Annotated in this window: 10 protein-coding genes; 8 read left to right on the top strand and 2 right to left on the bottom strand. The window is 63.8% G+C overall.

Going from position 1 to position 11,354, the window contains the following annotated elements:
- The first annotated feature begins 58 nt into the window (after positions 1–58).
- The 4 genes from V6657_RS21445 to V6657_RS21430 all read left to right on the top strand — a co-directional run bounded on the left by V6657_RS21445 (position 59) and on the right by V6657_RS21430 (position 4,708).
- Positions 59–1,306, top strand: a complete 1,248-nt coding sequence (locus tag V6657_RS21445; protein ID WP_048933734.1) for an MFS transporter — start codon at positions 59–61, stop codon at positions 1,304–1,306.
- A 55-nt stretch (positions 1,307–1,361) separates the two neighbouring features.
- Positions 1,362–2,270, top strand: coding sequence for an amidohydrolase family protein (locus V6657_RS21440; RefSeq protein WP_137884676.1), 909 nt, complete (start codon positions 1,362–1,364; stop codon positions 2,268–2,270).
- Between the two features lie 103 nt (positions 2,271–2,373).
- Positions 2,374–3,126: a class I SAM-dependent methyltransferase gene (locus V6657_RS21435; protein ID WP_048933736.1), complete on the top strand. Its 753-nt coding sequence runs from the start codon at positions 2,374–2,376 to the stop codon at positions 3,124–3,126.
- Between the two features lie 190 nt (positions 3,127–3,316).
- Entirely contained in the window at positions 3,317–4,708 is a 1,392-nt protein-coding gene (locus V6657_RS21430) for a sensor histidine kinase (protein WP_048933737.1), read from the top strand.
- Positions 4,709–4,728: 20 nt separating this feature from the next.
- Here the strand turns inward: V6657_RS21430 and V6657_RS21425 are convergent, their stop codons facing one another.
- The gene (locus V6657_RS21425; protein WP_048933738.1) at positions 4,729–5,226 is read right to left on the bottom strand and encodes a thioesterase family protein; all 498 of its coding nucleotides are present in this window, start codon (positions 5,224–5,226) and stop codon (positions 4,729–4,731) included.
- Positions 5,227–5,527: 301 nt separating this feature from the next.
- On the opposite strand from V6657_RS21425, the gene V6657_RS21420 reads away from it, so the two are divergent.
- A complete protein-coding gene (locus V6657_RS21420; RefSeq protein WP_048933739.1) occupies positions 5,528–6,913 on the top strand; it encodes a sensor histidine kinase in 1,386 nt (461 codons plus the stop codon).
- Between the two features lie 20 nt (positions 6,914–6,933).
- On the opposite strand, the gene V6657_RS21415 is transcribed toward V6657_RS21420, so the two are convergent.
- A complete protein-coding gene (locus V6657_RS21415) occupies positions 6,934–8,589 on the bottom strand; it encodes a diguanylate cyclase (protein ID WP_048933740.1) in 1,656 nt (551 codons plus the stop codon).
- A 328-nt stretch (positions 8,590–8,917) separates the two neighbouring features.
- Here V6657_RS21415 and V6657_RS21410 point away from each other — a divergent pair, with 328 nt between their 5' ends.
- From V6657_RS21410 to V6657_RS21400, 3 genes are read left to right on the top strand one after another with little or no spacing between them, the layout of a single operon-like run.
- Entirely contained in the window at positions 8,918–9,793 is an 876-nt protein-coding gene (locus tag V6657_RS21410; protein ID WP_082170189.1) for an ABC transporter substrate-binding protein, read from the top strand.
- 53 nt (positions 9,794–9,846) lie between these two features.
- Positions 9,847–10,560, top strand: a complete 714-nt coding sequence (locus V6657_RS21405) for an amino acid ABC transporter permease (protein WP_082170205.1) — start codon at positions 9,847–9,849, stop codon at positions 10,558–10,560.
- Positions 10,557–11,318, top strand: a complete 762-nt coding sequence (locus V6657_RS21400; protein WP_048933741.1) for an amino acid ABC transporter permease — start codon at positions 10,557–10,559, stop codon at positions 11,316–11,318. The genes V6657_RS21405 and V6657_RS21400 overlap by 4 nt, the downstream gene beginning before the upstream one ends.
- Positions 11,319–11,354: the final 36 nt, after the last annotated feature.

Raw genomic sequence — 11,354 nt, 5'->3', positions numbered from 1 at the left:
AGATGACTAGAGCAATGTGCTTTTCAGTACATCGCTCACGTCACCCGAAGGAGACCGCATGTTCGGCTGGTTCAAAGAGATTTCGAAAGGGGAGAAGCGCACCTTCTGGGCGTGCTTTGGCGGCTGGGCACTCGATGCGCTCGACGTGCAGATGTTCAGCCTCGTCATTCCCACCATCATCGCGGCGTGGCATATCGACAAGACGGAAGCGGGGCTGGTGTCGGGCGTCACGCTGGTGGCCTCGGCGCTGGGCGGCTGGATAGCCGGCGCGCTGACCGACCGCTTCGGCCGGGTGCGCACGCTGCAGATCACGGTGTTGTGGTTTTCCATCGCAACATTCGCCTCGGCCTTTGCGCAGAACTTCGAGCAGTTCCTGGTGCTCAAGGCCATCCAGGGCTTCGGCTTTGGCGGGGAATGGGCCGCGGGTGCTGTGCTGATGGCCGAGAGCATTCGCGCCAGCCACCGCGGCAAGGCCATGGGCACCGTGCAAAGCGCATGGGCCGTGGGCTGGGGTGCGGCCGTGCTGCTGTACGCGCTCACGTACTCGCTCATCGAGCCAGACCTCGCCTGGCGCGTGATGTTTGCCGCAGGCCTGTTGCCGGCGCTGCTCATCATTTACATCCGCCGGGGTGTGCAGGAACCCGTGCCGGCAGCCAAGCCGGAAGCGAGTGCCAATGCCATGCCGATCTCGCGCTTTCCGCTGCTCGACATCTTCCGCCCGCAGGTGCTGCGCATGACGTTGATCGGCGGTCTGCTGGGCGTGGGCGCGCACGGCGGCTACTACGCGCTGATGACATGGCTGCCGACGTATCTGAAGACGGAGCGCCACCTGTCGGTGCTCGGCACGGGCGGCTACCTGGCGGTGATCATCTTCGCGTTCTGGTGCGGCTGCGTCGCCAGCGCCTGGCTGCTGGACGTGATCGGCCGTCGCGGCAACATCCTGCTGTTCTCGTGCTGCTGCGTGGTCACGGTGCTGGTGTACCTGCTGGTGCCGCTGTCTGACGGTGCGATGCTGGTGCTGGGCTTTCCGCTCGGCTTCTTTGCCGCCGGCATTCCGGCCAGCATGGGGGCACTGTTCAACGAGCTGTATCCGCACGGCGTGCGCGGCACGGGCGTGGGCTTTTGCTACAACTTTGGCCGTGTAGTGTCTGCCGCCTTCCCGGTGCTGGTGGGCAAGATGAGCGCATCGATGTCGCTCGGCACGGCCATCGGTATTGACGCCGCCATCGCGTACGCCATCGTCGCCGTGGCCGTGCTGATGCTGCCCGAAACACGCGGCCGCGATCTCGCCGCGGTCACTGCCTGAACACCCACAACAACATCATGTCGACGCTCTTCATCCGTCGCCATCGGGAGACCCCATGCCCACACGCCGTGCCTTCAACACCGGGTTGCTTGCCATGCTAGGTTCCACTGCTCTTGCCGGGTGCGCCACCAACAGCGCGCGTGAAAGCACCGCACGCATTACCGGCATCGATACCCACGCGCACGTGTTCGAGCGCGGCTTGCCGCTGGCCAATGCGCGCCGCTATGCGCCGGGCTATGACGCACCGCTGTCTGCCTACCTCGCGCAGCTCGACGCGCATGGCCTGTCGAACGGCGTGCTGATCCAGCCGAGCTTTCTGGGCACCGACAACAGCTATCTGCTGGCCGCACTCAAACAGGCACCGCAGCGCCTGCGCGGCGTGGCCGTCATCGACCCGACCGCGCCCGAAACCCTGCTCGCGCAGATGGGCACCGAGGGCATCGTCGGCATCCGCCTGAACCTGATCGGCGCACCGGACCCGCAGTTGAAATCGCCCGTATGGCAAGCCGCGTTGGCGCATCTGCATGCACTCGACTGGCATGTCGAGCTCCATGTGGAAGCCCGCCGCCTGCCCACCTTGCTGCCGCCGCTGCTAGAAGCCCAGGTGAACGTGGTGGTCGACCACTTCGGCCGCCCCGACCCCACCCTGGGCGTGGACGACCCTGGCTTTGGCGCGCTGCTCGCCGCCGGCCGCACGCGCCGCGTGTGGGTGAAAATTTCGGGTGCCTACCGCAATGGCGACAATGGCCGCGGTGAAGCCATCGCCGTGGCCGCCATGCCGCGCCTCAAGGATTCGCTGGGCCTGGATCGCCTGGTCTGGGGCAGCGACTGGCCGCACACGCAATTCGAATCGCGCATCACCTACGACAAGATGTGGGCCTTTGTTGACGTGCTGTTGCCGGACGCGGCAGATCGCAAGCAGGTGCTGGTCGACACGCCCGCGAAGCTGTTCCGCTTCGTCTAAAGCGGCTCGCGCGATACCCCATTTCGCCAATCGCGAATTTCGCTGCACGGGCCACGCTTCTACACTGGCCGCTCCACGTCCTCACAAGAACACCGGAGCAGCCATGCAGCAGCATCGACTCGTCGACCAGCAATTCGGCCAGGTGGCCCAGGCCTATCTGACCAGTGCCGTACATGCCCAGGGCGCCGACCTGGAAGCGCTGGCCGCGCTGGCGCAGTCGATGCCGCACGCCAAGGTGCTCGACCTCGGCTGCGGTGGCGGGCATGTGAGCTTTGCCATGGCGCCGCATGTGGCGGCCCTGGTCGCCGTCGACCTGTCGGAAGACATGCTGGCCGTGGTGGCCGCTGAGGCTGCCAAGCGCGGCCTCAAGCAACTGCATACGCAAGCGGCCCGCGCAGAAACCCTGCCTTTCGACGACAGCGCATTCGACATCGTCGCCACGCGCTTCTCCGCGCACCACTGGTACGACGTACGCGCAGGGTTGGCCGAGGCGCGCCGCGTGCTCAAACCCGGCGGCAAGCTCGTCATCGTCGACATCGTTGCGCCGGAAACCCCGCTGCTCGACACGCTACTGCAAACCGCCGAGGTGCTGCGCGATGCGTCACACGTGCGCGACTACCGTGTCTCCGAATGGCAGGCCATGTTGGCCGAAGCAGGCTTCCAGGCGGGCGCGCAGCGCACCTGGAAGCTGACGATGTCCTTTGACTCCTGGATTGGCCGCATCCGCACACCGCAAGTGCGCGCCGATGCCATCCGCGACCTGTTCGACCGCGCCGCCGACGAAGCCCGCCAGTACTTTGCCGTGGCACCGGACCATTCGTTTGCCATCGACGCGATGATGGTCGAAGCGGTCTAGTACGTTTTGTTCCATCCGTTGGAGGGGGGTCCTTGCAGGGCGCCCTTCTTAGGATTTCGTTTAAGCCAGAATGAAAAAGATGTGACATCGGAACCCGTGCGCGAGGGCGGAGAAAGACAGTACTCTTGAGGGTCGCCGACAGCCCGTGTCGGTAGTGGTGCCCGGTGCATTACGCCGGCTTCCGGCCAACATGTACGCCCTCCTTCCCGCTTTCGTCTCGTCGCTGTTCCTGTTCTACGGCGTGTATGTGCTGAGCACACGCGGTCGGACGCGCGCCAGCCTGGCGTTCTTCAGCATGACCGCGCTTACCAGCCTCTGGCAGGGACTGTGGGCGTTCCTGTTCCAGACCACTGATGCCGACGTGGCACATCTCCTGGCCAAGCTCGGCTGGGTCGCCATTCTGATTGTTCCGACGGCGTTCTATCACTTCATGGCGGAAATTTCCGAGCGGGTGGAAGAACGCCGCTGGATCGTCGCCTCGTACACGCTTGATGCCGTACTGATCGCGCTGCTGTTGGGCACTCATTGGGTGATCGCCGGCGTCTGGCATTTTTCGTTCGGGTTCTATCCGAAGGCCGGCCCGCTGGAAGCCGTTCATGTCGCCCAAACAGTGGTGTTGGCGCTGCGCAGCGCGTGGCTGCTCTATACCGCCCAACAACATGCCACGGCAGAAAAGCGCAAACGCTTGTGGGTCTGCCTGTTCGGCCTGGGGCTCTATAGCCTCTCCGCTGCAGACTACGCGGTCAACTACGGTGCCGCGCTCTATCCACCCGGTGTGATCTTCATTGCCGCCAGCCTGGGCATCATCGCGGTGGGCGTCGTGAAATTCGACCTGATGCATCCGTACGCACTGGCCGCCACGGTAGCCCACGAAGTCCGCACACCGCTCGCGACCATCCGACTGCAGGCAAGCGAGATCGCGCGCGCATGGCCTGATCTGTTTCGTGGCTACCAGTTGGCCGTCGACAACGGACTGTGCAACGACCGCGAACCACTTTCGCCTGCCATGCTTGAGCGCGTGTCCAAACTGGCCGGTGCAATCAGCGCAGAAGTTGCCAGCGCGCACAGCATCATTGAAATGGCGTTGGCCTCGGTCACGCTGGAGCGCCTCGACAAGCGCACGTTCTGCGCGCATTCGCTGCACGACTGCGTTGCCATGGCCGTCTCGCAGTACCCATTTCAACCAGGCGAGCGTGAGCGGGTACGCGTCCGCGAGTTCGACGCCGGCTGGCATTTCGTCGGGTCAGATACGTTGCTGATGTATGTGCTGTTCAATCTCATCAAGAACGCCTTGCACGCCATCCAGATCGCCCGAAAGGGGCAGATCGAGATTTCCGCCCGGCGTGAGGGCGATGCCTATGTGCTGGAAGTGCGTGACGACGCGACCGGCATTCCGCCGAAGGTGCTTCGCCGCATCTTCGATCCGTTCTTTTCCACCAAGCATCACGGCAAGGGGGCCGGCGTGGGCCTGATGTTCTGTCGCCGCGTCATGCATGCGTTCGGTGGCCGCATTCAATGCGAGTCGGTAGTTGGGGAATACACGCTGTTCTCCATGCGGTTTCCCCAACCCTCAACGATTTAGCAAGGCTTTACGCCACGCCGTTATGCAGCCATCTGCGCAGGCTCCATCAACTCATACTGCTTGGCGCGCTGCATGATGTGCGCCGGTATGCGTTGGATGTTGCGATCCGTGCTCGCAATGACAATCTGCTGATACCCCAGCGACACCAGTCGACCGCCGGACATGAAGCGGAACACCAGATACGCCGAGCAGGACCGAACACGGAACGTATTCAGATAGCAGTCGACCCGCTGGAACGGAAACGTTTCCTGCACAAACTCCTGATGCGCCCGCTTTGTGATGAAGATCAGATTGCCGCCCACCAGGTTTGCATCAATGCACTCATAAAACCACCGCTCACGCGCCACACCCTGCCATTCGAAATAGCGAGAGAAATAGGTGTTGGCAAAAGCGTTGGAATCTTTCAAATACACATCGAACGCATGGTGGAAAGTCTGGTGTGCAGAAAATGGGGCGGAAAGATCTGCGCTGCGCAGGTACTGATCAATCACTGCGTCAATGGATTGGCCTGTCGGCATTGTGTGCTCCGTGAATGGATTGGCTGCAGGCGGCAGCCGCGCATGCGCGGAAACCCGCGCACACTCCCATTCTTGCGACGCTCGTTAAGCTTTGTAACAGGCAAATTGACTACCCCACGCGATACGCTCTATTTCTGTTTCGATGTACCACACGGCGCACGGCAGCTATGCAGCCCATTCCAAATCGCATTGCTTAAAACACACGGCTCCTGAACGCTCGCAAACCCTGCAGCAATCGTTACTTTTGAGAACCGTCGACATTTTGCGTCGTGAATATCGCCCCTGACCGGCCTCACATTCCATGTACGCGCTGTTACCGATCTTTGTTTCGTCCCTCTTCCTGCTCTGCGGCATCCACGTGCTTACGACGCGATGGCGAACGCGCGCAGGCCGGGTATTTTTCTGCCTGACCGTTCTTATCAGCGTATGGCAGGGGCTGTGGGCCTTTCTGTTTCAGGCGAGCGACATCGGTACCGCACAGATGCTGGCCAAAGCGGGCTGGGTGGCGATTCTTGTGCTGCCCACCACGCTCTACCACTTTGCAACAGAAGTGGCGGAATACCCGGAGCAGCAACGCTGGCTGATCACGTCGTACGCATTGGATGCCGTGCTCATTGTGTTCCTGCTCAGCAGCGATCTGGTCATCACCGGCGTGCAGCATTTCCACTTCGGCTTCTATCCCAAAGCTGGCCCACTGGAGGCGGTGCATATCGCCCAGACGCTGGCGCTGGTATCGCGCAGCATGTGGCTGCTGTATGTGGGCCAACAACATGCCACAGCCGAAAAACGCAAACGGTTGCGGACTTGCCTGTTTGGCATCGGGCTGATTTCTCTGTCGGCGGTGGACTACGTCACAAACTACGGCGTGGCGATCTACCCGCCCGGTGTACTACCGCTGGCCATTGCCCCTGGCACCATCGCGGTCGGCATCATCATGTTTGACCTGATGCGGCCCTACGCGCTCGCGGCCACCGTCGCGCACGAAGTACGCACACCCCTGACGACTATCCGCCTGCAGGCCGCGGAAATCGCACGGGCATGGCCCGAACTCTTCCACGGATACCAGCTCGCGGTCGAACATGGCCTGTATCAGCCGCCGCCTCATCCGGGCGTGCTCGAGCGCGTGTCCAAGCTGGCGGGAACCATCTCTTCCGAAGTCGCTTCGGCACATGGTGTGATCGACATGGCGCTGGCTTCCGTCACGCTGGAGCAACTGGACCGCCGCAACTTCGCCCGCCATTCGCTACGCGAATGCGTCGACGTTGCGCTGGCCCAGTACCCATTTCAGTCGGGAGAAAGAGAACGCGTGGAAGTCCACGATTTCAACGCGGACTGGCGTTTCATCGGCTCCAATACCCTGCTGATCTACGTGCTGTTCAATCTTCTGAAAAACGCGCTGCACGCCATCCAGATCGCGCGCAAAGGACATATTGAGATTGCGTGCCGGCAAACGGAAGACAGCTACGTGCTGGAGGTGCGCGACAGCGCGACAGGTATTCCGCCCACGATCCAACGCCGCATCTTCGATCCCTTCTTCTCCACCAAGCGGCATGGCAAGGGCTCAGGCATTGGGCTCACATTTTGCCGACGCGTAATGCAGGCATTTGACGGCGGCATTCAATGCGAATCTGTGGTGGGGGAATACGCGCTGTTTTCTATGCGGTTTCCCAAAGCACCGTCAATCTGAACCTGACTACAGCTGCCGACTCATTCCCCACCCACAACACTGCGCAACCCCAACGCAGCATGATGAAAACGGAACGTATTCCGCCCGTTGCGCTTGGCCTCGTAGAGCGCCGTATCCGCGTGCTCGAACAGCACGTCCAGGCGTTCGCCATTTGGCGTCACTGTCACCGCGCCAGCTGACAGCGTCACGTACGGCGCCACGATGGAAGCCGCATGCGGACGCGCCCGCTCGGCCACCGTGGCCACCACGCGCGCCACGGCACCGCGCGCATCGTCCAGGCTAAGGTCGAACAGCATGGCGATGAATTCCTCGCCGCCCACGCGGGCGATGAAATCATCGGGATGGCGGCAGGCCATGCCGAGCGTGTCGGCCACCATGCGCAGGCAGTCGTCGCCCTGCAGGTGACCGTAGGTGTCGTTGTATTGCTTGAAGCAATCGATGTCGAACAGCGCAAGCGTGACGGGGCGACTGTCGCGGCGCGCGTGGTCAAGCAGGCGCGGTGCCTGGGTCTCAAAAAAGCGACGGTTGAACAGGTGCGTGAGCGGGTCACGGTTGACGTCGTTCTCCAGCAGGCTGAGCTTGGCCTGCGTACGTTGCAACTCGCCGCGCAGCGCATCTTGCGCACTGGCCATGCCGGCACGCTGCAACTGTTCCACCGTCACGTCGCGCAACAGCAGGAACACGCCGGTATGCCTGCCACGCGCATCGATCAATCCTTCGAGCGTGATCTCCAGCGTGCGGCCCGTGTCGTGCAGCCAGACCTGGTGGCGATTGGGCAGCCGCGTGCGCTCAAACTCGCGCAAGATGCCCGGCACGTTCAGCACGTCGGGCGGCAATGCGTGCAGCCGCGCGGTAGGCAACAGGTAGCGCGCGGCGGCGTTGATGCTGGCGATGGTTCCATCACGCGCCAATACGATGCAGCCATCGCGCATGGCTTCGATGATCTTGCCGCGCGCGTAGGCGGCGGTATCGCGCAGGCGCGGGCGCAAGACGACCCAGCCGAGCAGCGCGGTGCTGATGGCGAAAGTGGCGGGTGTGAGGTCACCACCCAGGGCCGTGGTCCAGCGTTGCAGATAGGCCAGATGTGCCACCAGCGGCAGCAATTGCCCGCCCACAAGTGCCAGCCGCACCTGCGTACGCGTGGCGGCGTGGGCATACAGCACGTTGACGGCTTCGCTGGCGGGCAGCGTCAGCAGCACCAGGCTCATCGCCAGCAGCACGTAGTTGTAAGCGGTGCCAACCCAGAATATTGGCCCATGCTCAAAGACCGCCCGCTGCACGCCGTCAATGGCGACAAAGCGCGCGTCGAGCCAGACCAGGTGATGCAGTTCATTGGTGGCAACCAGCCCCAGGAAGGACGCGGCCACGAGCAGCGCGGCCACCCAGCCCGCGCGCACCACCGGCAACGCATTCAGCTCGGGCCGCGTGAGGCCAAGCACCAGGCGCAGCCAGGCGGCCGGCACCATCATGATCCCGAGGTAGGCCACCTTGGCCCAGCCCACGCGCACGGGCATGTCGAAGGTGACCACCTCCATGAGCCGCGCACCGCTCCACAAGGCGGTGCCCAGCGCCAGCAGCATGAAGGCGGAGACTTCTGCGTCGTCGCGGCGCGGCCATGACAGGCCGATCAACGCAATGGAAACAAGGGCAGCACAGGCCAGCGCGGCGATCAGCATGATCCGCGCTCCCGGTGTCCACAATGCCCGAGAGAATGCCGGCGGAGGTTGTCGCCAGCCGGTTGGTTCACGTTGTACTTCCCCCGTCTGTTTGTGCCTGTTTTTCTTTTTTGCCAGTGTATCGGCTGCGCCGCTGCGATGGGTGAATGCCCGGTGCACGCTCGATCACCTGTCAAGCGCTATCGGCGGTAAATGTAAAAACTGAAGCACCATGCGGGGCCGCTTGCCCCACAACAGGGCAGCACGCATATCGATCTGCCAACGAATTCGTTTGCGCGGTGCAGCATCCACCTTACGCTGGGCCCCTCAAAATCTTCAGGGGGTCGTCATGCAAGCAGAATTTTCGGGGCGTTTTTCGTTGCAGGGGTTGGCACGCGCTGCGCGTCAGGCGGTGGGCGTGGTCATCGGGGCAGCGCTGGCGGTGGCGGTGCTGCACGCGCCGGCGGCCCGGGCCGATCGTCTGGACGACATCAAGAAGGCCGGCGTGCTGCGCGTGGGCGTATTCGACGCCAACCCGCCATTCGGTTATGCCGATGCCAAGACCGGCCAGCCGGTCGGCCTGGATGTCGACTACGCACAGGAAATCGCCAAGAAGCTGGGCGTGAAGCTGGAGCTACGCGCCACCAACCCGGCCAACCGCGTGCCGCTGCTGACCTCGGGCAAGGTCGACCTGATTGCCGCCAACTTCACGATTACCGACGAGCGCAAGAAGCAGATCGACTTCAGCACGCCGTACTTTGCGAGCGGCCTGCAGTTCATTGCCAAGAAGGGCTTCCTCAAGCAGCCGGATGACCTGAAGAAGGATGGCATCCGCCTGGGCGTGGACAAGGGCACCACGCAGGAGACCACGCTGCGCGACGGCTATCCCAACGCGCGCGTGATTGCCTATGACGACTCCCCGCTGGCACTGACGGCGCTGCGCAGCGGTGCCATCCAGGCGTTCGCGCAGGATGGCGCCAAGCTTGGCGCGCTGCTGGCCACGCTGCCCAATCGCAGCGAGCTGGAAATCTCGCCGTTCGTGCTGACGCGTGAATACATGGGCGTGGGCGTGCCCAAGGGCGAGGCGCAACTCACCGCCTCGGTCGACCAGATCCTGCAGGGCCTGGAAAAGGACGGCACCGCCGCCCGCATCTATGACCGCTGGTTTGGCCCGAAGAGCACCGCACCGCTGCCGCGTGATTTCGTGATCGGCAGCACCAAGTGAGCTTGAGCCTGCCGGCGTTCCTCCAGCCCCTGCCGCCGCGTTACCTCGGCTGGATGCTGGAGGGCTTTGGAATGACGCTGCTGGTATCAGCCGCGGCCATCGCCGGCGGCCTGGCGATTGGCCTGCTGCTGACCGCCCTGCGCGCCAGCGGCCAACCGTGGCTGTACCAGCCCGCGCGCGGGCTGATTGCCTTTCTGCGCAAGACGCCCCTGCTGGTGCAGTTGTTCTTCTGGTATTTCGGGGCCGCGCAGTTGCTGGGCGAGAACGTGGTCGGCGCCATCACGGGCTGGAACGGCATCGCACTGGGTAGCTGGCGGCTGCCGGCGCCGTCGTTTGAATTCCTGGCGGCGGCATTTGGCATTGCGCTGTATGCCGGTGCCTTTTTCTCGGAAGAACTGCGCGCCGGCATCCGGGCGGTGCCGCACGGGCAGCGTGAGGCGGCGTTGTCGCTCGGCTTCACGCCGCGTGCGGCCTTTCTGCGCGTGGTGCTGCCGCAGGCGCTGCGCGTATCGGCGCTGCCGCTGCTGGGGCAATGCGCCAACACCATCAAGAACACCTCGCTGGCCATGGGCATCGGGCTGGCAGAACTCTCCTACAGCGCGCGGCAGGTCGAAACCGATACGCTGCTCGCCTTCCAGGCCTTTGCCGTGGCAACGGTGCTGTATGCGGTGGTGATCCTGCTGCTGCAGTGGGCAGCGCCGCTGGTGCTGCGCCGATTGGGGTGGGTGGCCGCTTCGGCGGCTGGGCCGATTGGAGCCGCGGCATGACGGCAGAGGCCATCCTGCTGCACCTGCGGTATTTGCTGGTCGGCCCGTATCCGAACGGGCCGCTGTCTGGGGCGGCGCTCACCTTGTGGATGGCGCTGCTGGCCTGTGTGACAGCCACGGTGGTGGGGGTCGGCTGTGCGCTGTTGCTGGATCGCCTGGAAGCCATGCCGAACCTGCGCTGGCTGGCACGCGCACTGCGCGGCACGCTGGCAACGCTGCGCGCCATCCCCGTGCTGATGCTGATGTTCTGGGCGTACTTCCTGATCCCGATGGCGCTGGGCGTGGCCGTGCCGGAAACCGCCACCGTGGTCACCGCCCTGGCCGCCGTGGGTGCCGCCTACATCGCACAGAGCATGGGGGCTGGCCTGCGCGCGGTGGGCGCCGGGCAGCGCAATGCGGCGCTGGCGCTGGGCATGCGGCCCACACAGGCGCTGCTGACGATCGTGCTGCCGCAGGCGTGGCGCATCATGCTGCCGTCGCTGGCCAATCAATGGGTGTCGACGGTCAAGGACACGTCACTGGCGTACATCGTGGGCGTGGTGGAGCTGTCCACCGCCGCGGGCCAGGTCAACAGCCGCACCGTGGCGTATCCGGCCGAGGTGTTCGGCGCCGTTGCCGTGCTGTACTTCCTGCTGTGCAGCGGGATTGAGGCACTGCCCAATTGGTGGCGTGCAACCTCCACGCCGCAGGTGGAAATGTCGACCTGGAAGCGCTTCCTGCGCTGGCGGGCCCGCCCCGCTGCAGATGCGGTGACGTAGCGCAGTTGCGTAGGTAAGTGGCTATCTTGCGTTCAC

Origin of the sequence: Ralstonia sp. RRA (genome assembly GCF_037023145.1) — a bacterium.
GTDB lineage: Bacteria > Pseudomonadota > Gammaproteobacteria > Burkholderiales > Burkholderiaceae > Ralstonia.
Note: the sequence above shows the minus strand (reverse complement) of the source record. Positions and strands in the feature narration are given on the sequence as shown.

Coding starts and splice junctions, on each gene's coding strand:
- V6657_RS21430 (WP_048933737.1), top strand. CDS start 3,317: ATGTACGCCCTCCTTCCCGCTTTCGTCTCGTCGCTGTTCCTGTTCTAC.
- V6657_RS21420 (WP_048933739.1), top strand. CDS start 5,528: ATGTACGCGCTGTTACCGATCTTTGTTTCGTCCCTCTTCCTGCTCTGC.
- V6657_RS21440 (WP_137884676.1), top strand. CDS start 1,362: ATGCCCACACGCCGTGCCTTCAACACCGGGTTGCTTGCCATGCTAGGT.
- V6657_RS21415 (WP_048933740.1), bottom strand. CDS start 8,589: ATGCTGATCGCCGCGCTGGCCTGTGCTGCCCTTGTTTCCATTGCGTTG.
- V6657_RS21410 (WP_082170189.1), top strand. CDS start 8,918: ATGCAAGCAGAATTTTCGGGGCGTTTTTCGTTGCAGGGGTTGGCACGC.
- V6657_RS21445 (WP_048933734.1), top strand. CDS start 59: ATGTTCGGCTGGTTCAAAGAGATTTCGAAAGGGGAGAAGCGCACCTTC.
- V6657_RS21400 (WP_048933741.1), top strand. CDS start 10,557: ATGACGGCAGAGGCCATCCTGCTGCACCTGCGGTATTTGCTGGTCGGC.
- V6657_RS21425 (WP_048933738.1), bottom strand. CDS start 5,226: ATGCCGACAGGCCAATCCATTGACGCAGTGATTGATCAGTACCTGCGC.
- V6657_RS21405 (WP_082170205.1), top strand. CDS start 9,847: ATGCTGGAGGGCTTTGGAATGACGCTGCTGGTATCAGCCGCGGCCATC.
- V6657_RS21435 (WP_048933736.1), top strand. CDS start 2,374: ATGCAGCAGCATCGACTCGTCGACCAGCAATTCGGCCAGGTGGCCCAG.